20 protein-coding genes are annotated in these 22,970 nt (G+C 65.4%); 12 read left to right on the top strand and 8 right to left on the bottom strand.

What is annotated here, in order from left to right; translation table 11 throughout:
• Positions 1-2: 2 nt before the first annotated feature.
• Both DCM79_RS09995 and DCM79_RS10000 read right to left on the bottom strand, forming a co-directional pair.
• Positions 3-1,253, bottom strand: coding sequence for a cytochrome c (locus DCM79_RS09995; protein ID WP_373568071.1), 1,251 nt, complete (start codon positions 1,251-1,253; stop codon positions 3-5).
• 10 nt (positions 1,254-1,263) lie between these two features.
• Positions 1,264-1,971, bottom strand: coding sequence for a c-type cytochrome (locus tag DCM79_RS10000; RefSeq protein WP_257180726.1), 708 nt, complete (start codon positions 1,969-1,971; stop codon positions 1,264-1,266).
• A gap of 830 nt (positions 1,972-2,801) precedes the next feature.
• Here DCM79_RS10000 and DCM79_RS10005 point away from each other — a divergent pair.
• On the top strand, positions 2,802-3,581 hold the full coding sequence (locus tag DCM79_RS10005) for a mechanosensitive ion channel family protein (RefSeq protein WP_257179684.1): 780 nt from the start codon (positions 2,802-2,804) through the stop codon (positions 3,579-3,581).
• Between the two features lie 5 nt (positions 3,582-3,586).
• Here DCM79_RS10005 and DCM79_RS10010 read toward each other — a convergent pair whose 3' ends face one another.
• From DCM79_RS10010 to DCM79_RS10020, 3 genes are read right to left on the bottom strand one after another with little or no spacing between them, the layout of a single operon-like run.
• Positions 3,587-4,198, bottom strand: coding sequence for a CinA family protein (locus DCM79_RS10010; protein ID WP_257179686.1), 612 nt, complete (start codon positions 4,196-4,198; stop codon positions 3,587-3,589).
• 3 nt (positions 4,199-4,201) lie between these two features.
• A complete protein-coding gene (locus DCM79_RS10015; protein WP_257179687.1) occupies positions 4,202-5,383 on the bottom strand; it encodes a bifunctional 2-C-methyl-D-erythritol 4-phosphate cytidylyltransferase/2-C-methyl-D-erythritol 2,4-cyclodiphosphate synthase in 1,182 nt (393 codons plus the stop codon).
• A gap of 60 nt (positions 5,384-5,443) precedes the next feature.
• Positions 5,444-5,692, bottom strand: a complete 249-nt coding sequence (locus tag DCM79_RS10020; protein WP_257179688.1) for a hypothetical protein — start codon at positions 5,690-5,692, stop codon at positions 5,444-5,446.
• 19 nt (positions 5,693-5,711) lie between these two features.
• Between DCM79_RS10020 and dusB the strand changes: the two genes are divergently transcribed.
• Genes dusB through ntrC form a run of 3 tightly spaced genes read left to right on the top strand, consistent with a single transcriptional unit; the run spans position 5,712 to position 9,283 of the window.
• Positions 5,712-6,665: a tRNA dihydrouridine synthase DusB gene (gene dusB, locus DCM79_RS10025; protein ID WP_257179689.1), complete on the top strand. Its 954-nt coding sequence runs from the start codon at positions 5,712-5,714 to the stop codon at positions 6,663-6,665.
• Positions 6,662-7,831 (top strand): nitrogen regulation protein NR(II), encoded by a 1,170-nt coding sequence (locus tag DCM79_RS10030; RefSeq protein ID WP_257179690.1) that lies wholly within the window; start codon positions 6,662-6,664, stop codon positions 7,829-7,831. The genes dusB and DCM79_RS10030 overlap by 4 nt, the downstream gene beginning before the upstream one ends.
• Positions 7,832-7,840: 9 nt before the next feature.
• Entirely contained in the window at positions 7,841-9,283 is a 1,443-nt protein-coding gene (gene ntrC / locus DCM79_RS10035) for a nitrogen regulation protein NR(I) (protein WP_128921811.1), read from the top strand.
• Positions 9,284-9,452: 169 nt separating this feature from the next.
• Here ntrC and DCM79_RS10040 read toward each other — a convergent pair whose 3' ends face one another.
• Entirely contained in the window at positions 9,453-9,599 is a 147-nt protein-coding gene (locus DCM79_RS10040) for a hypothetical protein (protein ID WP_257179691.1), read from the bottom strand.
• Between the two features lie 178 nt (positions 9,600-9,777).
• Between DCM79_RS10040 and DCM79_RS10045 the strand changes: the two genes are divergently transcribed.
• The 4 genes from DCM79_RS10045 to hflX all read left to right on the top strand — a co-directional run bounded on the left by DCM79_RS10045 (position 9,778) and on the right by hflX (position 15,525).
• Positions 9,778-12,180 (top strand): PAS domain-containing sensor histidine kinase, encoded by a 2,403-nt coding sequence (locus tag DCM79_RS10045; protein ID WP_257179692.1) that lies wholly within the window; start codon positions 9,778-9,780, stop codon positions 12,178-12,180.
• 17 nt (positions 12,181-12,197) lie between these two features.
• Positions 12,198-13,568 (top strand): sigma-54 dependent transcriptional regulator, encoded by a 1,371-nt coding sequence (locus DCM79_RS10050; RefSeq protein ID WP_028136496.1) that lies wholly within the window; start codon positions 12,198-12,200, stop codon positions 13,566-13,568.
• A gap of 314 nt (positions 13,569-13,882) precedes the next feature.
• Positions 13,883-14,131, top strand: coding sequence for an RNA chaperone Hfq (hfq, locus tag DCM79_RS10055; protein WP_007591126.1), 249 nt, complete (start codon positions 13,883-13,885; stop codon positions 14,129-14,131).
• Between the two features lie 11 nt (positions 14,132-14,142).
• The gene (gene hflX / locus DCM79_RS10060; RefSeq protein ID WP_257179694.1) at positions 14,143-15,525 is read left to right on the top strand and encodes a GTPase HflX; all 1,383 of its coding nucleotides are present in this window, start codon (positions 14,143-14,145) and stop codon (positions 15,523-15,525) included.
• Between the two features lie 38 nt (positions 15,526-15,563).
• Here hflX and mazG read toward each other — a convergent pair whose 3' ends face one another.
• Positions 15,564-16,418: a nucleoside triphosphate pyrophosphohydrolase gene (mazG, locus tag DCM79_RS10065; RefSeq protein WP_257179695.1), complete on the bottom strand. Its 855-nt coding sequence runs from the start codon at positions 16,416-16,418 to the stop codon at positions 15,564-15,566.
• A gap of 127 nt (positions 16,419-16,545) precedes the next feature.
• Between mazG and queC the strand changes: the two genes are divergently transcribed.
• Entirely contained in the window at positions 16,546-17,259 is a 714-nt protein-coding gene (gene queC / locus DCM79_RS10070; protein WP_257179696.1) for a 7-cyano-7-deazaguanine synthase QueC, read from the top strand.
• A gap of 99 nt (positions 17,260-17,358) precedes the next feature.
• Here the strand turns inward: queC and DCM79_RS10075 are convergent, their stop codons facing one another.
• Positions 17,359-19,410: a TonB-dependent receptor gene (locus DCM79_RS10075; protein ID WP_257179697.1), complete on the bottom strand. Its 2,052-nt coding sequence runs from the start codon at positions 19,408-19,410 to the stop codon at positions 17,359-17,361.
• Positions 19,411-20,139: 729 nt separating this feature from the next.
• Between DCM79_RS10075 and DCM79_RS10080 the strand changes: the two genes are divergently transcribed.
• From DCM79_RS10080 to DCM79_RS10090, 3 genes are all read left to right on the top strand, one after another.
• Positions 20,140-21,147: an ABC transporter substrate-binding protein gene (locus DCM79_RS10080; RefSeq protein WP_257179698.1), complete on the top strand. Its 1,008-nt coding sequence runs from the start codon at positions 20,140-20,142 to the stop codon at positions 21,145-21,147.
• Positions 21,148-21,239: 92 nt separating this feature from the next.
• The gene (locus tag DCM79_RS10085; protein WP_257179699.1) at positions 21,240-22,196 is read left to right on the top strand and encodes an iron ABC transporter permease; all 957 of its coding nucleotides are present in this window, start codon (positions 21,240-21,242) and stop codon (positions 22,194-22,196) included.
• Entirely contained in the window at positions 22,193-22,969 is a 777-nt protein-coding gene (locus DCM79_RS10090; protein ID WP_257179700.1) for an ABC transporter ATP-binding protein, read from the top strand. Before DCM79_RS10085 ends, DCM79_RS10090 begins: the two co-directional genes overlap by 4 nt.
• Position 22,970: the final 1 nt, after the last annotated feature.

Here is a 22,970-nt window from a genome sequence, read left to right on the forward strand (position 1 = left end):
TCTCAGTTCAGCGGTGCGGAGCGCAGCTCGTTGGCCTCGCGCGCCGAGACCGGCGTGCCGCGATTGCCCCAGGCGGTGCGGATGTAGGAGACGACGGCGGCGACCTCGTTGTCGGAGAGCAGGCCGGCGAAGGGCGGCATGCCATAGGGCATCGGATTGCCCTTGGTGCCCGGCGGATAGCCGCCATTGAGCACCATGCGGATCGGATTGACCGCCGACTGCATCTCGATCGACTGGTTGTTGGCGAGCGGCGGCCAGTGTGGCGGCTTGCCTTCGCCTTGTGTGCCGTGACAGCTGGCGCAGTGCTTGTCGTAGACGGTCTTGCCGAGGCTGATCAGCAGGCTGCTCTCGGTGGTCGGCAGCGTCGTTCTTGCCGGCGGCGGAGGCGAGGGCTCCGCGATGCCCTTGAGGTACACGGCCATAGCGCGCGTGTCCTCGTCGCTGAGATATTGCAGGCTGTTGTGCACGACCTCGGCCATCGGGCCGTAGACCACGCCGCGCATGGAGACGCCGGTCTGCAGGAGGTCGGTGATGTCCTTGATGCTCCAGTCGCCGAGCCCCGCCTCGCGGTTTGACGTCAGCGAGGGCGCGTACCAGTTCTGCATCGGGATCAGGCCGCCCTTGAAGGCGTCCGATTGCGAGGTGCCGCCGAGCGCGTTGATCGGGGAATGGCACATGCCGCAATGGCCGAGGCCCTCGACCAGATAGGCGCCGCGATTCCATTCCGCCGATTTGGTCGGGTCGGGTTTGAACTCGCCCTCTGAGAAGTACAGCGTGCGCCAGCCAAGGATCAGCTGGCGGTTCGAATAGGGGAAGCGCAGGTCGTGCTCGCGATTGCGCTGGTTCACGGGCGGGATTGACTTCAGATAGGCGAAGATCGCCTCGGTATCGGCTCGCGTCACCTTGGTGTAGGACGCGAACGGCATGGCCGGATACATCAATCCGCCATCCGGAAAGCGGCCGTAGTGCATCGCCTTGTAGAAGTCCTCGGCAGTCCATTTGCCGATTCCGGTGTCTCGATCCGGCGTGATGTTCGAGGAATAGAGGGTGCCGAACGGCGTCGGCATGGCGCGTCCGCCGGCGAAGATGCGTCCCTCGGGGGCCGTGTGACAGGCGATGCAGTCGCCGGCGCGCGCCAAATATTCACCGCGCGCAACAAGGCTGTTGCCGTCAGGGTTGGCCTTCGGTTGCGCGTCGGCGGAAGAGGCGAAGAGCAGCAGCCATAGCGCAAGGATGGGTGAACGCGATCGCAATTCCGTCTCCTCAATCCGGTTGGCTGCCGCAGGCGAACGGCAGCACGTATGTGCCCTTCGGGGCCGGCGCGACGGTCACGGGTGCCGGGCGGCTCGCGAGCCACGCCGCGACTGCCGTCACGTCGTCCTCGGTCAGCCGGGCAGCAACCTGCTGCATGCAGTCCGGCGCTTTCGCGGTGCGCGTGCCGTAACGCCAGGCGCCCAACTGCGCGCTGATGTAGTTCGGGCGCAGGCCGAGCAGGCCGGGGATTCCGGGCTCCATTCCGGTCAGAGCCGGACCATGGCAGCTTCCGCACGCCGGGATCTGCCGCTGCGGATCGCCCCGCGACACCAACGACTGGCCGTGCTGCAGCACTTCCTTGCTTGCATCGCTCGTCGCCACGGGCGGCAGAGGCGGATGCTGATCCGCGAAATAGTCGGCCATTTGCTGCAGGTACGGGTCGGGGAGGAATTCCAGCAGATAGTTCATCGGCGGGTATTTTCGCCGGCCATTCTTGAAGGCAAGGAGCTGGTTGTAGAGATAGCCGGCCGGCTTGCCGGCAAGCCGCGGGAAATAGACGTCGCTCGTGCCTTCGCCTTGATTGCCATGACAGGGCGTGCAGGCCTCTACCCGCGCCGCCATCGTGTCCGGTGGCTGATTGGTCGTTTGCGCGGCCGCGCCATCAATGGCGGCCAAGATGACGGTCACGGCGGCAAAAGCCGCGGCGCGAGCGAACAATTCGTCGCCCTCCATGAGGTAGGTCCGGTTGATTCCGGATCACAATGTAGGACGGCATTATCGCGCTAATCTTTTCCGGTGCAAGCTCGGACACGAGCGATGACGTTTGGCCGCGCCATACTGCGGCGATTTGCACGCTTTATGAAAACTGGACGTAACGCGGCAGCCTCGCGACAGTTCCTGTCCGAGTTTTGCATCGTCGTCGCCCTTTGAAGTCAAAGGGCGCAGGGAAGACCGGATGCCGGCTTGGCACCCGCGGTCCACTGTGCGAATTCTGCGTAACAAGAAGCTGCACAGCGGTATACAGGTGAAGCCCAACACACGGCCTTCCCTGCGCAGTGGTTTGACGGCTTATGCCGAGCTCTCCCCGGGGAGCGTTGCACTTTTGCCCCCGTCGCCGTGCAGATGGCTGATGCGCGTGTCCGGTTGGACCGCCACATCACTGCAAGACTTGGCGCCAGCTTGCGGGCGCCAGGACCACACGGTTTTGCCGTACGCAACTCACACCGGTCGTATGCGCGCCGGTTATCGCTCACGGTTGCCCGCCCTGCGAACCTTTCGCGCCGGTGTGACGAGCGTCCACCGCAGCTCACCCCGCGTTTCGTGACGATCGCGATACGCCCCTCTGACAAGGGATGAGGTGGCCGGAGAATGCGATAAAGCCGAAATTCTGTAAAGGCGAATATTTTTGCGACGGCGTCTTGCCCTACGGCTGGCGTGTTTTGCCCGACAGGCAACACAAGGAATTGTGGCCCGACGGGACCGGTGTTCCCTTCGGATCATTTCGCGCCGCTGCGAGTTTGCAACGGATTGTCCGGGTTGGAGCCGTCATGACCATCAATTTCGATACGCTGAAAGCCTCGCTCGTCCTCTATGGCCTGAACGCGATCTACGCGGTGCTGTTGCTTGCGATCGGCTGGTATCTGTCGGGCGCCATGCAGCGCTTCGTCACGCGCCTGCTGAGCGTCACGCACCGCGTCGACCCGCTGGTGACGCTGTTCGTCGGCAGCCTTGTGCGCTATGGCGTGCTGGCCGTGGTCGGCATCGCCGTGCTGCAGCTGTTCGGCATCCAGACGGCCAGCCTCGTTGCGGTGCTGGGCGCGACGTCGCTGGCCATTGGCCTGGCGTTACAGGGCACGCTCTCCAATCTCGCCGCCGGCGTGATGCTGCTGTTGTTTCGGCCGTTTCACATCGGCGACGATGTCGAGGTCGCCGGCAAGGCGGGCAAGGTGCAGTCGTTGTCGCTGTTCATGACCGAGCTCGTCGCCGCCGACAATACCCAGATCCTGTTGCCGAACGGCCAGGTGTGGGGCGCGGCCATCATCAACCACAGCGCCTATCCCGGCACGGGCGAGGTCAAGGTGGCGTTTCCGGTCCCGGCCGGTGCGGCCAACACGCTCGCGGATCGCATCCTGACGGAGCTGCGCAACGATTCCCGCATCGACGCTCAGGCGCAACCGACCGTCTCCGTCACGAAGGTCCTCGATGTCGGCAATCCCGCGGCACCCATCCTGGAATTGACGGTTAGCGCCAAGGCGAAACCGTCGGAGGCTGATGCGGTCAAGCAGTGCGTGCTCGACCATGCAAGCGCGCTGCTTGCGGCGGCGTAAGGTGATCAGCCTCTTGGCGGGCGCGGCGGACGCCGCTTGGCCGCATGCCGGCGCGGGGAGCGCGTCACGCGGGGGCGCAGGCGGGTTACCGCGGCAGCGCGTTTCGGCTTGGCCTGGGCCTGTGGTCCGCGTGCCAGCTCCATCAGCATGCGCAATGCCTCGACCACGGAGCGGCCGCGCACCGTGCTGCGACCGATCGCGCCGAAGCGGTGCTCGCGGTGGATGATGCGGCCATCGCGCGCGGCGGCGGCGAAGTGCACGAGGCCGACCGGCTTGCCGGGCGTGGCGCCGCCCGGGCCGGCGATACCGGTGATGGCGACGGCGAGGTCGACATCGGCGCGCTCCAGCGCGCCGATCGCCATCGCGGTTGCGGTCTCCTTGCTGACCGCGCCGAAAGTGGCGAGCGTGCCGGCTTCGACGCCGAGCATCGCGCGCTTGGCGTCGTTGGAATAGGTGACGAAGCCGCGATCGATCACGTCGGACGAGCCGGGGATGTCGGTCAGCGCGGCGGCGACGAGGCCGCCGGTGCAGGATTCGGCGGTCGCGACCGTCAGCTTGCGCATCCGGCACAGATCGAGCAGCGAGCGGGAGAGGGCGCGTGCGTCGCTGCCGCCCATGGCCTAGACGCTCCAGGGCAGACGAATGGTGGCGCTCGCGGTGGCGGCGATGCCTTCCTCGCGGCCGGTGAAGCCCAGCCGCTCGCTGGTCGTCGCCTTCACCGCGACGCGCGAGATGTCGACGCCGGAAATCTCGGCGATGCTCGCGCGCATGGTGTCGCGCAAGGGGCCGATCTTCGGCCGCTCGCAGATCATGGTGACCTCGAGATTGGCGATGCGCCCGCCGCGCGCCGTGACGCGCTCGATGGCGTATTTCAGGAACTGGTCGGAGGAGGCGCCCTTCCACTTCGCATCGCTCGGCGGGAAGTGCGAGCCGATGTCGCCGTCGGCGAGCGCGCCGAGGATGGCATCGACCAGCGCATGGAGGCCGACATCGCCGTCGGAATGAGCGAGAAAACCCTTGGTGTGCGGCACGCGCACGCCGCAGAGCATGACGTGGTCGCCTTCGCCGAAGGCGTGCACGTCGTAGCCGGTGCCGGTCCTGATATCGCCGAGCTGGGCCGCCAGGCGGGCTTCCTCGCGCACGAAATCCTCGGGTGTGGTGAGCTTCATGTTTGCAACATCGCCTTCAAAGGTTGCAACCGTCAATCCCGCCCATTCGGCAATCGCGGCATCGTCGGTGAAATCGCTACGGCCGTCCTTCGCCGCGCGACGATGCGCTTCGAGGATGACGTCGAAACGAAAGGATTGCGGCGTCTGCGCGATCCGCAAGGAGGCGCGGTCCGGCGTACCCTCGACATTGCCGCTCGCGCCGGTGACCTTGATCGTATCGGTGACAGGGACGACGGGAATCGCGGCGCCGGTCCGGCCCGCCGCCTCGATCGCGCGCGAGATCAGTCCTTCCGAGACGAAGGGGCGCGCGGCGTCGTGAATCAGCACGATGTCGGGCTTGTGCTGTGCGAGCGCTTCGAGGCCTGCAAGCACCGAGGCCTGCCGCGTCGCGCCGCCATGGGCCGGCGGCTCGTGCTCGAGCCCCGCGACCGCAGCCGTGAACATGGCGCTGTCATCGGGGTTCACCACCGGCTGCACCGCAAACACGTCGGCGTGGCGGCTGAAGGCTTCCATGGCGCGATAGATCACGGGGACGCCGCCGATCTCGCGATATTGCTTCGGCCCGCCGGCGCCCGCACGCAGTCCACGCCCGGCTGCGACGAGGACGACCGCGGTGCGTTGTGATTTCGCCATAGGACTCAAATACTCAGTTGGTGATGGGGAGTCGGGGAGCGGGGTGATTGCCGCATGCCTCTAGCACGGCAGGCCCGCAAAAAAAGGGGGTTTCCCCGGATTGTTCGCAACGGCATTTTGCTGCACTGCACTTGAAAGATCTGCAGAATTGTCTAAACTGTAGGCATGGCGCTTGACTGCACAAGAATTGTGCGCAAGATAGGTCATGGCAGGCGCGATGAGGCGCTGCCCAGTCCACGAGACCCCTGTGACCGGTTCGGCAATATCCGGCTCTAAGCCGTTGAAAATAGGCGATATTGATGTCGCCATCCCGGTCTTCCTGGCACCGATGTCGGGGGTAACCGACTCGCCCGTCCGCCGGCTGGCCGCGGAGCTTGGGGCCGGTCTCGTCGTGTCCGAAATGACCGCCAGCGACGAGCTCGCCAACGGCCATTGGATGTCCCGGTTGCGTTGCGAAGCCACCGGAATTGGTCCGCACGTGGTCCAGCTCGCCGGCTGCGAGGCCCATTGGATGGCCGAGGGCGCCCGGATCGCCGAGGCCGAAGGCGCCGACATCATCGACATCAACATGGGCTGTCCGGCCCGTCACGTCACCGGCGGCCAGTCGGGCTCGGCCCTGATGCGCGACCTCGACCATGCCGTCAGCCTGATCGATGCCACCATCGCGGCGGTGAAGGTGCCGGTGACGCTGAAGATGCGGCTCGGCTGGGACGACCGCAGCCGCAACGCGCCGGAGCTGGCGCGGCGCGCGGAGGCCGCCGGCGTCAAGCTCGTCACGGTCCACGGCCGCACCCGCAGCCAGTTCTACAAGGGCGAGGCCGATTGGGAAGCGATCCGCGCCGTGCGCGAGGCCATCGCCATTCCGCTCGTCGTCAACGGCGACATCACCTCCTACGAGCGGGCGCGCGCGGCGCTCGAGGCCTCCGGCGCCGACGCCGTGATGATCGGCCGCGGCGCGCAGGGCCAGCCCTGGCTGCCCGGCCAGATCGGCCGCCGCCTGAAGGGCGGGGCCGAGGAAGCTGTGCCCGCGCTCGAAACCCAGCTGCATTACGTCCGCACGCTCTATGAGGGCGTCTGCAAGCTCTATGGCCTTCGCGTCGGACTGAGACATGCCCGCAAGCATCTCGGCTGGGCACTCGATGTGGCGGCCGCGGCGAGCGGCGCGTCCGTCGAGAAGCTGAAAGGGTGGCGGCAGACGATCCTCACCTCGGAAGATCCGCGCCTCGTTCACCAGTCGCTGCAGGATGCGTTCGACGACTTCGCATGGAGCGCTGCTGCATGAGCACAGCCGCCGAACATCGCCAACCCGCCGACAGTGACGCGATCCTGGATGCGCTTCCCAATCCCGTGCTGATGATCGGGCCCGACGGCAAGATCGTGGCCGCCAACATCGCCACCGAAGCCTTCTTCGAGATCTCGACGCAGTTCCTGAAGCGGCAGTCGCTGAAGGAGCTGGTGCCGTTCGGCAGCCCCTTGCTGGCACTGATCGACCAGGTGCGCGCGTCGAACTCGCCGGTGAACGAATACAAGGTCGATCTCGGCACGCCGCGCATGGGCGGCGACCGCCAGGTCGACCTGCACGTCGCCCCGCTCACCGAGCGGCCCGGCCATATCGTGGTGATGCTGCAGGAGCGCTCCATCGCCGACAAGATGGACCGCCAGCTCACCCATCGCAGCGCGGCGCGCTCGGTGATCGCGCTGGCTGCGATGCTGGCGCACGAGATCAAGAACCCGCTGTCCGGCATCCGCGGCGCGGCGCAGCTCCTGGAGCAGCAGGCCTCGTCCGAGGACCGCATGTTGACGCGCCTGATCTGCGACGAGGCCGACCGCATCGTGACGCTGGTCGACCGCATGGAGGTGTTCGGCGACGAGCGTCCCGTGGTGCGCGGGCCGGTCAATATCCATTCGGTGCTCGACCACGTGAAGCGGCTGGCGCAGTCGGGCTTTGCCCGCAACATCCGCTTCATCGAGGATTACGATCCCTCGCTGCCGCCGGTGCTGGCGAACCAGGACCAGCTGATCCAGGTGTTCCTCAATCTCGTGAAGAACGCCGCCGAGGCGCTGATCGACGTGCCCGACGCCGAGATCCAGCTCACCACCGCGTTCCGCCCCGGCGTGCGCCTGTCAGTCCCCGGTCAAAAATCCCGGGTATCGTTGCCGCTCGAATTCTGCGTGAAAGACAACGGACCGGGCGTGCCGGACGATCTTCTGCCCAATCTGTTCGACCCCTTCGTGACCACCAAGCAGACCGGCTCGGGCCTCGGTCTTGCATTGGTCGCCAAGATCGTCGGCGATCACGGGGGCATCATTGAATGCGAATCTCAGCCGCGCAGGACCACCTTCCGCGTGCTGATGCCGATGTATTCCACATCGGCGAAACATGCCGATCAAAGCAGTCGCGCCGACTCTGCCGGGAAGTCGTCGCCTGTGTCACAGGGGGCGAAATGAGGATCAACGATGCCCGCAGGTAGCATTCTCGTAGCCGATGACGATACCGCCATCCGCACCGTTCTCAACCAGGCGCTGTCCCGGGCCGGCTATGAGGTCAGGCTCACCGGCAATGCCGCAACGCTGTGGCGCTGGGTCAGCCAGGGCGAGGGCGATCTCGTCATCACCGACGTGGTGATGCCGGACGAAAACGCCTTCGACCTGCTGCCGCGGATCAAGAAGATGCGGCCGAATCTGCCCGTCATCGTCATGAGCGCGCAGAACACCTTCATGACGGCGATCCGCGCCTCCGAGCGCGGAGCCTACGAATATCTGCCGAAACCCTTCGACCTCAAGGAGCTGATCGCGATCGTCGGCCGCGCGCTGGCCGAGCCGAAGGAGCGCGTCTCGACGCCGGACGAGGACGCCGAGATGGAGGCGATCCCGCTGGTCGGCCGCTCGCCGGCGATGCAGGAAATCTACCGCGTGCTCGCGCGCCTGATGCAGACCGACCTCACCGTGATGATCACGGGCGAATCCGGCACCGGCAAGGAGCTGGTGGCGCGCGCGCTGCACGATTACGGCAAGCGCCGCAACGGCCCGTTCGTCGCCGTCAACATGGCCGCGATCCCGCGCGACCTCATCGAATCCGAGCTGTTCGGCCACGAGCGCGGCGCCTTCACCGGCGCCAACACCCGTGCCTCCGGCCGGTTCGAGCAGGCCGAAGGCGGCACGCTGTTCCTGGACGAGATCGGCGACATGCCGATGGAGGCGCAGACGCGATTGCTGCGCGTCTTGCAGCAGGGCGAATACACCACCGTCGGCGGCCGCACCCCGATCAAGACCGACGTGCGCATCGTCGCGGCCTCTAACAAGGATCTGCGCGTCCTGATCCAGCAGGGCCTGTTCCGGGAAGATCTGTTCTTCCGCCTCAACGTAGTGCCACTGCGGCTCCCGCCGCTGCGCGAGCGCATCGAGGACCTGCCGGATCTGGTGCGGCACTTCTTTGCACTGGCCGAGAAGGACGGCCTGCCGCCGAAGAAGCTCGACGCGCTGGCGCTGGAGCGGCTGAAGCAGCACCGCTGGCCCGGCAACGTGCGCGAGCTGGAGAATCTCGCCCGGCGTCTTGCCGCGCTTTATCCGCAGGACGTCATCACGGCGTCCGTCATCGACGGCGAACTCGCGCCACCCTCGGTCAGCCCGGGCGCAGCGGTCCAGCAGGGCGTCGACAATCTCGGCGGCGCCGTGGAGGCCTATCTGTCATCGCACTTCCAGGGCTTTCCGAACGGCGTGCCGCCGCCCGGCCTCTATCACCGCATCCTCAAGGAGATCGAGGTGCCGCTGCTCACGGCGGCGCTGGCGGCCACCCGCGGCAACCAGATCCGCGCCGCCGACCTGCTCGGCCTCAACCGCAACACGCTGCGGAAGAAGATCCGGGATCTGGATATCCAGGTGTATCGGAGCGGGGGCTAATCATCGCGGAACCGACGGTGGCTCAGCTCCCCCTACCAAGGCAGAGCTGAGCCTGTCCGGATCGCGCTGGCCGTTGTGGCTGACGCGGTGAGCAGAAGTCGGGACGGGGCCGAAATGTTCCGCCGGACCGTTTCCAATTGGTCATCCGGCCGCATGGCGCAGCGTCGCACTACCTGACGAGCCGGGCCGACGCCGGCGTGACGCTGGCGACATTCAGCAGCGGCTGCTGGAAACCTAGGCCGTTGACCAGGAGGTCGGCGGCCACGATCAGCAGCAGAACAGCCGACACCATCGTCGCGAGAAAATACCTATCCATGCCGGGTCAAGCCGCGATGGCCGGAATCCGTTCCCCTCGAGGCGTCATGTGGTTGTGGATGGCGGGGGTCGGTCGCTGAGCAAGCGCCGCGGAATTGTCGCAATTCGGCAACAATGTGGTACGAATACATCAGTATCCGCGCGCCCGCGGACCCCTTTTCAGCATCGCCATTGCCGGAATGACCAGCGCAGAGACCTCGGCCGCACACTTTGACACGGCCCCAGCGGAAGAGCCCCGGCGTTGGTCGGCGCGACGCTGGCTGGCTCCGTTTGCCGTGGCGCTGGCGCTGCTGTCGGCCTTCCTGACCTTCCTGGTCCTGACCGGCCTCACCCGGATCGAGCCGACGCCCGAGGTGGTCCGCTCGATCTATCTGATCAACGCGGCCACCATCCTGCTGCTGGTCGGCATCATCGTCCGCGAGCTCTGGCAGCTGATCCTGGCGCGGCGGCGGGGCCGGGCGGCGGCGCGCCTCCATGTCCAGATCGTCAGCCTGTTCTCGATCGTGGCGGTGCTGCCGGCCGTGCTGGTCGCCATCGTCGCCAATGTCACCATCGAGCGTGGCCTCGACCGGCTGTTCTCCGGGCCGACCAAGCAGGTGATCCAGAACTCGCTGACGATCGCGCGGGCCTACATGCAGGACCATGCCCAGCTGATCCGCGGCGACATTCTCGGCATGGCCAACGACATCGCGCATGCCCGGCCGCTCTACGACCAGGATCGTCGCACGTTCCGCGAGATGCTGACCGCCAGCGCCGGCTCGCGCAATCTGCCGGGCGCGATGATCATCGACAAGAACACCAACATCCTGGAATCCGCCGACACCGGCATGCGGCTGGCTTATTCGCCGCCGGCGCCAGACTTCCTCAGCAACGTCAACGAGAACGAGCCCGAGATCGCGGTGCTCCCCGATGCGAGCTTCGTCGCCGCGGTGATCCGGTTGCGCGCGTTCAACGACACCTTCCTCTATGTCGCCCGCCCGCTTGATCCCAACGTCGTCAATCAGCTCAAGCAGACCGAGGTCAGCGTCGCCGAATATGCCCAGATCGAGTCGCGCCGGCTCGGTATCCAGGTCGCCTTCGCGCTGATGTTCGCCGTGATCGCGCTGACCATCCTGATGGCGTCGGTGCTGATCGGCCTCAACTTTGCCAACTCGCTGGTCTCGCCGATCCGGCGGCTGATGAACGCGGCCCACACGGTCTCGACCGGCGATCTCCATGTCCAGGTGCCGGTGCACCAGTCCGAAGGCGATCTGGCCCAGCTTGGCGAGACCTTCAACAAGATGACGCAGGAATTGCGCAGCCAGCGTGACGAGCTCGTCAACGCCAGCGACCTCATCGACAGTCGCCGCCGCTTCATCGAGGCCGTGCTGTCCTCGGCGAGCGCCGGCATCATCGGGGTCGACGCCTCCGGCAGCGTCGGCATTCTGAACCGCTCGGCCGAGAAGCTGATCGGGCACGCCGAATCCGAGACGCTCGGCCATCCGCTCTCCGACGTGCTGCCCGAGCTCGACGAGATGATGAAGGCGGCGCGGGAAGGGACCCAGCGCCTGGTGCAGGGCCAGATCACGATCACGCGCGACGGCCAGGAACGCAATCTGTCGGTCCGGGTCAGCGCCGAGAAGAATCAGCCGCACGACAGCTACATCATCACGCTCGACGACATCACCGAACTGGTCTCGGCGCAGCGCACCTCGGCCTGGGGCGACGTGGCGCGCCGTATCGCGCACGAGATCAAGAACCCGCTGACGCCGATCCAGCTCTCGGCCGAACGCATCCGCCGCAAGTTCGGCAAGGACATCACCGAGGCCAAGGACAAGCAGATCTTCGACCAGTGCACCGACACCATCGTGCGCCAGGTCGACGACATCCGCCGCATGGTCGACGAGTTCTCGCGCTTTGCCCGGATGCCGAAGCCGGTGATGGAGGGCGAGGACGTCGCCGACACCGTGCGGCAGGCCGTGTTCCTGATGAAGGTCGCCCATCCCGAGATCGACATCGAGGCCGAGTTCAAGCAGGATCCGCTCCGGGCCCAGTTCGATCGCCGGCTGATCTCCCAGGCGGTCACCAACATCGTCAAGAACGCCACCGAGGCGATCGAGCAGGTCCCGCCGGAAGAGCTCGGCAAAGGCCGGATCGACGTCGTCGTCTCCCGCGAGGGCGATGACGTGTTGATCGACGTCATCGACAACGGCATCGGCCTGCCCAAGGTCGCGCGCTCGCGGCTGCTCGAACCCTACGTCACGACCCGGGCCAAGGGCACCGGCCTTGGCCTTGCGATCGTCGGCCGCGTGCTGGAAGACCATGGCGGCCGCATCGAGCTGAAGGATGCCTCCGACTTCCGCGAGGGCCAGCGCGGTGCCTGGATGCGGATGCGCTTTGCCATCTCCGGGCAACCCGCCAAAACCGAGGGAGCCGAGCAGGCGTCGGCGGCCAAGAACATCACTAAGGACATCACCAAGGACACCGTGACGGGGCCGGCCAAAGAGGCGGCGCCGGAAACAAAAGAGCCGGCGGCCGAAACCAAAGAGCCCGCTGAAAAGACCAATGAATCAACGAAAATCGAAGCCTCAACAGGCAGCTGACATGACAGGCGCGATCCATGGCAAGTGAAATTCTGATTGTCGATGATGAGGCCGATATTCGCGATCTCGTTGCGGGCATTCTCGAGGACGAGGGCTTCGTGACCCGAACCGCACGCGACAGCGATACGGCACTTGCCGAGATCGCCAACCGCAGGCCGCACCTGGTGTTCCTCGACATCTGGCTGCAAGGCTCCAAGCTCGACGGCTTGCAGCTGCTGGAGCAGGTCAAGAAAGACAACGCCGACCTGCCGGTCGTGATGATCTCCGGCCACGGCAACATCGAGACCGCAGTCGCCGCGATCAAGCGCGGCGCCTACGACTTCATCGAGAAGCCGTTCAAGGCCGACCGCTTGATCCTGGTCGCGACCCGGGCGCTGGAGAACTCGCGGCTGAAGCGCGAGGTCAAGGAGCTGAAGCAGCTCGCGCCGAGCGCGAGCCAACTCGTCGGCCGGTCGCCCAGCATGAACCAGCTGCGCCAGACCATCGAGCGCGCCGCCAAGGCCAACAGCCGCATCCTGATCGTCGGCCCCGCCGGCGCCGGCAAGGAATTGACCGCACGCACGCTGCACACGGCCTCGGGCCGTGCCGACGGTCCCTTCGTCGTCATCAACGCCGCCGCGATCACGCCCGAGCGCATGGAGCACGAGCTGTTCGGCATCGAGCAGTCCAACGGCGAGCAGCCGCGCAAGCCAGGCGCGCTTGAGGAAGCCCATGGCGGCACGCTGTTCATCGACGAGATCGCGGACATGCCGCGCGAGACCCAGAACAAGATCCTGCGCGTGCTGGTGGAGCAGTCGTTCCAGCGCGTCGGCGGCACCGCCAAGGTGCAGGTCGACGTGCGCATCATCTCCTCGACCGCGCGCAACCTCGAAGAGGAGATCGCGGCCGGCCGTTTCCGCGAGGACCTCTATCACCGGCTCTCGGTGGTGCCGATCCGCGTGCCCGCGCTCTCGGAACGGCGCGAGGACATCCCGGAACTGATCGACTATTTCATGGAGCAGATCTCGGCCGGCAGCGGCCTGCCCAAGCGGCAGATCGGGCAGGACGCGATGGCCGTGCTGCAATCGCATGTCTGGCCAGGCAATGTCCGCCAGCTCCGCAACAACGTCGAGAGGGTGATGATTCTCGCGGCAGGCGGGCCGGAGGTCATCATCACGGCGGACATGTTGCCACAGGACGTCGGCTCCATGGTGCCGGCGATGCCGACCAGCAACAATGGCGAGCACATCATGGGCCTGCCGCTACGTGAGGCGCGCGAAGTGTTCGAGCGCGACTATTTGATTGCACAGATCAGCCGTTTCTCAGGAAATATTTCTCGCACGGCCGAGTTCGTTGGCATGGAACGGTCGGCGCTGCATCGAAAGTTGAAGGCGCTCGGTGTCGGCTAGCGCCTCTTCGCGCGAAGCGGCCGCCGGCTCGCATGCGGAAAGAGACGTGAAAACAAGAATCTAGCGCCGCGACATGGCGGCGGCAGCTGAGGGATAAACCGCAAAAATCATCGATTTCCGTATTTTTTCGGGACAATCAGCCGGGGGCTGCCACGCGAAGCGGCTTGCCTAATAGGCCCACCTGTCCTCTAATCGCACAGCTGTTCCGTCCGAGGGGGATCTCATGACGGAACGGCAACCGGGAGAGGCCCCGAACCTCACAAAGAGGGCCGCGACCGGCGCAATAAAAAGAAACTCAAAGCGAGAAAAAAACAATGGCGGCAGACCGCGCACAAAACCTACAGGACACCTTCCTCAATCACGTTCGCAAAACCAAGACGCCACTGACGATCTTTCTGGTCAACGGAGTGAAGCTCCAGGGCATCGTGACCTGGTTCGACAATTTCTGTTTGCTGCTTCGGCGCGACGGTCATTCGCAGCTGGTCTACAAGCATGCGATCTCGACTATCATGCCTGGCGCTCCGATCCAGCTGTTCGAAGGCGGCGAGGATCAGCCGGCTTGAGAGTGATCTGATTGGAACCCCGGAATTTCGACGGGGATGCCGACCGTCCGCGGTCGGCAGGGGCTAAGCAAACGGGGCGGGTGCTTGTCGTCGGCCCCTATTTGCGAGTGCGCGCAGGCAGTGCCGACGCGCAATCGGAAGCTCATGTCCTGCGTGACGTCGAGGCCCGGCTCGACGAAGCCGCCGGCCTTGCACGCGCGATCGATCTCGTCGTCGCCGACGCCATCGTCGCGCCGGTCAGCCAGATCCGCCCCGCCACCTATATCGGCAAGGGCAAGGTCGAGGAGATCGCCGGCCTGATCAAGACCCTCGACGTCGAGCTCGTGGTGATGGATTGCGCGCTGGCGCCGATTCAGCAGCGCAATCTCGAGAAAGAGCTGCACGCCAAGGTGCTTGACCGCACCGGCCTCATTCTTGAAATCTTCGGCCGCCGTGCCAAGACGCGGGAAGGCTCGCTCCAGGTCGAGCTCGCGCATCTCAACTACCAGCGCTCGCGCCTGGTGCGCTCATGGACCCATCTGGAGCGCCAGCGCGGCGGCTTCGGCTTCATGGGCGGTCCCGGCGAGACCCAGATCGAAGCGGACCGCCGCCTCATCCAGGAGCGCATCTCCAAGCTCGAGGGCGAGCTGAAGAAGGTGCAGGCGACGCGGCGGCTGCACCGTGCGGGACGTCAGCGCGTGCCGTATCGCGTCGTCGCGCTGGTCGGCTACACCAATGCCGGCAAGTCCACGCTGTTCAACCGCCTGACCCGCGCCGACGTGCAGGCCGCCGACATGCTGTTTGCGACGCTCGATCCGACCTTGCGCGCACTCAACCTGCCGCATGGCGGCAAGGCCATGCTGTCGGACACGGTCGGCTTCATCTCCAACCTGCCGACCCAGCTGGTCGCCGCCTTTCGCGCCACGCTGGAAGAGGTGCTCGAGGCCGACGTCATTCTCCATGTGCGCGACATCTCGCATGAGGATGCCGAGGCCCAGCAGAGCGACGTCGACGCAGTGCTGCGCCAGCTCGGCATCAACCCCGATGATTCAGGCCGCATCATCGAGGTCTGGAACAAGATCGACCGTTACGATTCCGAGCAGCGCGAGGAGCTGCTGAACATCGCGGCGCGCCGGCCCGCGGACCATCCCGCCATGCTGGTCTCCGCCGTCACGGGCGAGGGCGTCGATGCCTTGCTCGCCGCGATCGAGGAACGCCTTGCCGCCAAGCGCACCACGCTCGACCTCTCCATCGACGCCGCCGACGGCGCCGGCATCAGCTGGCTGCACCGCAATGCCGAGGTGCTGTCCAAGGAGCTGCACGACGGCCGCTTCGACATGACGGTGCGGGTGGACGAGACCAAGCGGGACATCGTGGTGTCGAGGTTCGACGCGGTGCCGCATCTTGCCACGTAAACGGTGTCGTACCTGCGAACGCAGGGACGACGGCGGAGCTAGCGGCTGGCTTCCTTGCGTTCTTCTGACGTTGGCTTCGTCTCGCCCTTCGCCTCGTTCCACAGCGCGTCCATCTCCGCGAGCGAAGCCTGCTCCAGCGTGCGGCCCTGCGCCTCCAGCGCTCGTTCGATATAGGCAAAGCGGCGCTCGAATTTTGCGTTGGTCGCACGCAACGCGGCTTCCGGATCGGCGTCGATGTGGCGGGCGAGGTTGACGAGGGCGAACATCAGGTCGCCGGTCTCCTCCGCCAGCTCCTGCTTGTCGCCGCGGTCGAGTGCGGCCTCGATCTCGTCGGCCTCCTCGCGGATCTTGGCCAGCACCGCGCGCGGGTCGTTCCAGTCGAAGCCGACGGTCGAGGCCTTGCGCTGCAGCTCCATGGCGCGAGTCAGCGCGGGCTGGCCGGCCTTCACGCCTGAGAGCAGCGATTTGTGCGCCGGTGTCTCCTCCGGCGGCCGGCGCGCGGCGCGCTCGGCTTTCTCCTCGGCCTTGATGCGGTCCCAGACTTCCTTGACGTGGGAGGAGGCGAGGTTGCCGTCCTTGTCGGCGAAGACGTGGGGATGGCGCCGGATCATCTTTCTCGTGATGGCTTCGACGACGTCGCCGAACGCGAAAGCGTTCTGCTCCGAGGCCATCTGGGCGTGGAACACGACCTGCAACAGCAGGTCGCCGAGCTCCTCGCGCAAATCGTCGAGATCGCCGCGCGTGATGGCGTCCACCACCTCATAGGCTTCCTCGATCGTGTAGGGCGCGATGGTCGCAAAATTCTGCTCGAGATCCCAGGGGCAGCCGGACACCGGCGTGCGCAGCGCGGCCATGATCTCGATCAGGCGGGAAATGTCGCGGGAAGGGGTCATCGCGGGGCTATTCTCCAGGGCTCCCTGCGTTATGCCAAAAGCCGGCCGCCGTTCCCAGCGCGGGCATGCGGAACGGGCTGATTTCCACCGATTGGCTGAGACGTTCCACAGTGCTAAAGCGCGGGACATGAACGACACATTCTCATCAGAGACCGCCTTGGTGCTGTTTTCCGGCGGCCAGGATTCCACCACCTGCCTTGCCTGGGCGCTCAGCCGCTTTTCGCGTGTCGAGACGCTGGGCTTCGACTACGGCCAGCGCCACGCCATCGAGCTCGCCTGCCGCGAGCGGCTGTTCGACGGCGTGAAGGCGTTGCGCGCGGATTGGGCCGCAAAGCTCGGCGACAGCCATACCCTGGCGATCCCGACACTGGCGGCGGTGTCGGAGACCGCGCTGACGCGCGACGTCGAGATCGCAATGGGCGCCGACGGCCTGCCGAACACCTTCGTGCCCGGGCGTAACCTGGTTTTCCTGACCTTTGCGGCGGCGCTGGCCTACCGCCGCGGCATCACCCATATCGTCGGCGGCATGTGCGAGACGGATTATTCCGGCTATCCCGATTGCCGCGACGAGACCATCCGCGCCATGCAGACGGCGCTCTCGCTCGGCATGGCCAGGACGTTCGAGCTCCATACGCCCTTGATGTGGATCGACAAGGCCGCGACCTGGCAGCTGGCGCACGATCTCGGCGGCGAGGGGCTGGTCGATCTGATCCGCGAGCACTCCCACACCTGCTATCTCGGGATGCGCGGCGCGCAGCACGACTGGGGCTATGGCTGCGGCGAGTGTCCGGCGTGCAGCCTGCGAGCAAAGGGGTGGCGGGAGTTCGTGGCGGGCAGATGATGCCGCTCAAGCGCGACGAGACCGAATCCCATCGCGCTTCTGGTTGTTGCCGGCGCATGACCTTTCCGGAAAACCCTGCGCACCTTCCCGGATCTCGCCTTAGAAGGTGTGCTGCAGTTTCACCGAGACGTTCCGGCCGGTCTCCACCAGGGGATTTGTGAAGCTCCGGGGATAGGAGCGATTCACGAATGTCGATGCGTCGACATAGGCCGTATTGAAGATGTTCTCCAAACCGAGGATCAGCTTGGTATCGCCCAGTTGCGGCGATACCAGCTTGCCGAGTTGAAGCGTCGCATAGAGCTTGGGGATGGCGTAGCCCGAGGTCGTATATTCCTGCGCCGGATCGATCCGGGTCTTGCTGGCGGCCCAATCGATCACGCCGAGGATCGAATAGGCGCCACTCGCGTCCGCATATTGTATCCCCAACCGCCCGCGATACGGCGCGAGAAAAGGCAGCGGCTTGTCGGTCACCGTATTGGTTCCGCGCAGCTGGGCGAAACTCGTGAACAGGTTAACGGCAGGCGTGATCTGCCAGCGCGCCTCCAGCTCGACGCCGGTCACCTCGGCCTTGCCGACGTTCTGTGACTGGGTGTATCCGCCGACACCGTTGAGCGTCACCGCGGTCGTCTGCAGAAAATTCTCGTAATGCGTATCGAACGCCGTGACCTTGAGCTCCGCATGGGTCGTATGAAAGCGTGCGCCTCCTTCGTAGGTCACACCGCTCTCGGGCTTCAGGTTCGGATTGGGAAGCTGGGTGGCCGTCACCGCGAACAGCTCGGAGTTCGTCGGCTGGCGGAACGAGGTCGCCACGTTGCCGAGCAGGTCGACGTTGGGCAGGACGGCGTAGACAAAGCCAAGGCTGCCGGTCGGAGCCGTCTGATCGACGTTGGTGTTGCGCGCATAGACGGCCCGAACATTTGCTGGAATGGTCGATGCGAGCGGTGAAGTCTCCGTGGTCGTGTTGAACCAGTCGAAGCGGCCGCCCGCCGAAAGCGTCAGCGGCTGGATCGGCTTCCATTCGTGCAGGACGAAGGCACCGACATTGGATTGTGTCGTGTCCGGACCTTGCTTGGTGTACGGAGAGAAGACGTCGCTGATCACGGCCCCGGTCGTTCCGTTGCGAGTGATCGTCTCGGAGGTCGACTCGCTGCCCGGCCGCGCTTCCCGGAAGCCGTCAAGGCCGAGCGTCGTCTTGTTTGCTCCCCAGGGACTGAGCCAGGGAATTGCGGCCAGCGAGCGGCCCCCGATCACCAAGGGGCCGATGACGTGGCTGGTGGATTTGACGGTTCTGGTGGTAATGCCCGCAGCGTTGATCGTATTGTTTATGGTCGAGAGCTTGGTGTCGAAATAGTTGACGTAGAAGGAGGTCTCGACGTGCTTCACGAGGCCGTCGAGCTCGCCGGTATAGGCGATGCGCGCCGAATGCACCTGGTTGGGATCCTGTCGCACCTGCAGATAAGGCGCGCCCGGCGCTCCTCCGACGCCGCCGGCGCGGCCGTCGACCTCGCTGTAGGAACGCAACGAAAGCTCCAGTCTCTGTCCGATGTCGGGCGAGTAGCCGAGCTTGATGTTGCCGCCGACGCTCTGATAGTCGCTGTTCGGCACCCTCCCGAGCGGGGATTGATAGTCGCCGCCCCAGCGTCCGGCAAAGCCGCCGATGAAATCGAAGCCCTGTCCGGCGCCCTTGACCCAGTCGTAGGTGTTGAACGAATTGGCCGCGCTGCCGTAGCCGGTTGACCAGCCGCCGCCTGTGAAGCGGAACGGCCCCGACGTATCGCCGGTATAGGATCTGGTGACGACGTTGACCAATCCGGTCAGCGCCTCGCTTCCATAGACGACGGAGCCCGGACCGCGGATCACTTCCACGCGCTCGATTTCGTCGGGCGCAAGATAATTGAGCTGCAGCGTATTGCGACCACGAAAGCGATCGCCGTCGATAAACATCGGCGAACGGAAGCTGTTCGACGAGAACCCGCGCAAATAGATTTGGCCGCCGATGCCGCCGGAGCGCGCGATCGAGACTCCCGGGACGGAGGCAAGAACATCGAGAAGACCGGTTGGCGAAGTCGCCTCGATCTGCGCGCGATCGACGACCGTGATGCTCTGCTCCGCCAGATGGGGGATTCCCGGCTGCGGCAGCCTGCCGCCCATTGGCTTGAGGGAATCGCTGTTGGTGCCTTCAGGGGCCGTTGCGCCGGCTTGCCGGCCTTGTGCTGGCTGCACGGCCGTGGATTGAGCCTGTCGCGTCGCGCGAGCCGTGCTCTGACGTACAGCGCGACGCGGCTTCGCCGGTTCTCCTGCCTCCACGGTCACCGCCGGCAGCACGGATTGTTGTGATGAACCACTCGCGGTCTGGGCTTCGGCAATCACGCTCGAAGCCGTGGTCACCGCACAAGCGAGCCCGACGCTCAGTTTGAAGGTCGATGAGAACATCGAACCCCCTTTGGAGATAAGCACGGTTCTCAGCAACATCGACGACACCCCTCAGCATTCACTCAGCCGCGCGGTCATTATCGTGTCGCAATCGCCTGAGCCATGGTCCGCAGGCGAGTTTCGAGCGATTCAAATTGTGCCGCTTGCGGGCGCTATCGCGCGGTCGATACACGCGATCTGATCATGCATCGTCGCGATCGATCGTAACGATGCGCTTCCTTTGAACGATTCCAGGTCCAGAGCGCCGCACTTGCAATCCTCGACGCATATTTTGCTTTGGCGTTTTCTTCCGCGGCACTATGTAGCCATGTCGGCGGCGCCACTCGCATCATCATTGGCGCCCGAGGTCCTTGATTGATGTTGTTGTCGTTGCGCCGGGGGAGACCATTGCAGGGCTTGGGGGCCATCCCCGTGATTGCGTTCGCCTTGCTTGGCACGGCGCATGCGATGGATGTGACGGACCAGCGCAACCGCAAGCTCTCGTTCGAACGGTTGCCGGAGCGCCTGGTTGTCATTCCGATCCCCGCGCCCTCGACCTTCATGACGATCGATGGCAGCGAGCGGAAGATCGTCGGCATGAACGAATACGCCGCACGTGCCATGCACGAGGGCATTGCCGCGAAGCTGTTTCCTGGCTTCAAGCAGATTCAGACCGGCGTGACGACCGGGGGAGACGCATCGAACTTCGCGCCGAACGTCGAGGCGATCCTCGCATTGCGCCCGGATGCGATCTTCCAATGGGCCAACAACAACGACGTCATCGGACCATTGGACCGGACCGGGGTCCCCGTGGTCGGAATGCGTGTGGGCTCGTTCGAGAACTACGTCGAGTACGTGAAGTTGATGGGGAAGATCGCGGGCAGGGAAGACCGCGCCGGCCAATTGCTCACCAAACAGGACGAGGTCCGGCAGTCGCTGGCGTCGCGGTTTTCCGATCTGTCGTCGACGCAGCGGCCGCGCGTGGCCTATTTCAACCGCGCCATGAACGTGCTGCGCATCAGTGGTCAGGGAACGGCGCAGGATCTGGCCATTCAGCTGGCCGGCGGCCAGAACGCGGTCGGCAGCGCGGCCTCGATCAGCACAGTGACGATCGAGCAGATCCTGGCGTGGAATCCGCAAGTCGTCCTGCTCGGAAACTTCGATGCGGCGATGCCGTCCGATCTCTACCGCGATCCGCGCTGGCAGGGCATCGATGCGGTCCGGACGCGCCGCGTCTATCGCGTTCCGCTCGGCGGCTATCGCTGGGATCCGCCAAGTCACGAATCGGCGCTTGGCTGGCTCTGGCTGGCGGGTCTGCTGCATCCCGAGCTTGCACAGGTGAACATTCGTACCTCGGTGCGGGACTGGTTCGGCTTCCTCTATGATTACAAGCCGACGGACGAGGAAATCGACCGCATCTTGTTTCTGCGGGAAAACGCCGGCTCCGCCGGCTACGACGCGTATCGGGCTCATTGATGGGAAGCGCCATCTCACGCCCAGCTCCACAGACAGGTGAACGATCCTTTGCCCTGTATTACGTTGCTCTCGCCGCGGGCTTGATACTCGTCTTGCTGTGGTCGGTCGCATCGGGACGATATCAGGTCCCGTTCGGCACGGTGCTGTCGATCATCCTGTCCCATCTCGTCGCCGTCAAAGCGACGTGGACGGCCACCGAAGCCGTGGTCGTCGAAACGGTGAGGCTGCCGCGCGTGCTCACCGCCGCCGTCGCCGGCGCCGGTCTGTCGCTCTGCGGCGCGGTGCTCCAGGCGATCTTCCGCAACCCGCTGGTCGGACCGCAGACCATCGGCGCATCCTCCGGCGCTGCCCTTGGCGGCGTCACCGTCATCTACCTCGTCGGGTTCGGACCGCTGGTTCAGATCGGCGCGTTCGGAGGCGCTGCCCTTGCGCTCGTGGCCGTGCTTGCGTTCCATCGCAGCGACAATCTCTCGCCGATCCTCACGCTCGTTCTTGCGGGCGTGGTCGTCAGCGCGTTCTGCAGCGCTTTGGTCGGACTCGTGACCTATCTGGCAGATCCCGAGACGACGTTGCAGGTGATCGTGTTCTGGCTGCTGGGCAGCTTTGCGTCCTCGACCTGGCCGCAATTCGGCTTGGTCGCGATCTGCACTACGTTCGCGGCCGTCGTTCTCGTCGGCATGCGGTGGCGCGTGAACGTGCTTTCGCTTGGTGATGACGAGGCCCGAACGCTCGGCGTCAATCCGGCGCGCGACCGGTTGATCCTTCTTGCGGCCGCGTGCCTTGCGATCTCGTCCCAGGTTGCGGTGAGTGGGACCATCGGCTGGGTCGGTCTCATCATCCCTAACCTCGCGCGCATGATGGTCGGGGCAGACAACCGCCGGATTCTACCGGTGTCGACGTTCCTCGGCGCCATCTTCCTGGTTGCGGCGGACACGCTCGCGCGGTCGCTGACACCGGCGGAAATTCCGGTCGGAATCATCACGGCGCTGGTCGGCACGCCGATCTTCGCGCTGCTGCTTCGGCGCACGACGAAGAGCGGTGCCGCATGATCCGCATCGAGAATGCAGGCCACAGCTACGGATCCGGACGTTGGCTCTTTCGTGGCCTGTCGGCGAGCTTTCCCGCGGGCAGGATCGCCGCCATCCTCGGGCCCAATGGCTGCGGCAAGACGACCCTGCTGCGGGCGATCGGCGGGACGCTGACGCTCAAGGAAGGAATTGTCGAGATCGACGGTCACGTCGGTTTCGTTCCACAGGCGCTGACGGCGGATCAGTCCTACAACGCCGTCGACATGGTGCTGCTGGGCCGGAGCCGCTATCTCGGCCGGTTCAGCTCGCCGGGCCGCACGGACCGGGACCGCGCCTATGCGTGCCTCGAGGAAGTCGGCCTCGCGGCGCTCGCGCAGCAGCGTTATGACCGGCTCAGCGGCGGGCAGCGGCAGCTCGTGCTGCTGGCCCGCGCGCTGGCCAGCGACTGCAAGGTCCTGGTGCTGGACGAGCCGGCCTCGGCGCTCGACATCGCCAATCAGGGCGTCGTTCTTCGTCTGCTCGTGCGCCTCGCGAGCTCCCTTGGCTTGACGGTGCTATTCACGACGCATCATCCCGACCACGCGATCGGCATCGCCGACACGACGCTGTTGATGCAGCGGGATGCCACTCACATCGCAGGCCGCACCGAGATGGTCCTGACCGAAAGCAATCTCGCGCGGATGTACGGCGTGCCGGTTCGCCGCGTGGATATCCATGCGGGCGGCGAGACGGCATCGGCGATCGTACCGTTGCACGGCCTGCCGGGCAAAGCGCCGGATCTGGCGCCGCGTTGAG

This window comes from Bradyrhizobium sp. WBOS07 (genome assembly GCF_024585165.1).
GTDB classification, from domain to species: Bacteria; Pseudomonadota; Alphaproteobacteria; order Rhizobiales; family Xanthobacteraceae; genus Bradyrhizobium; species Bradyrhizobium japonicum_B.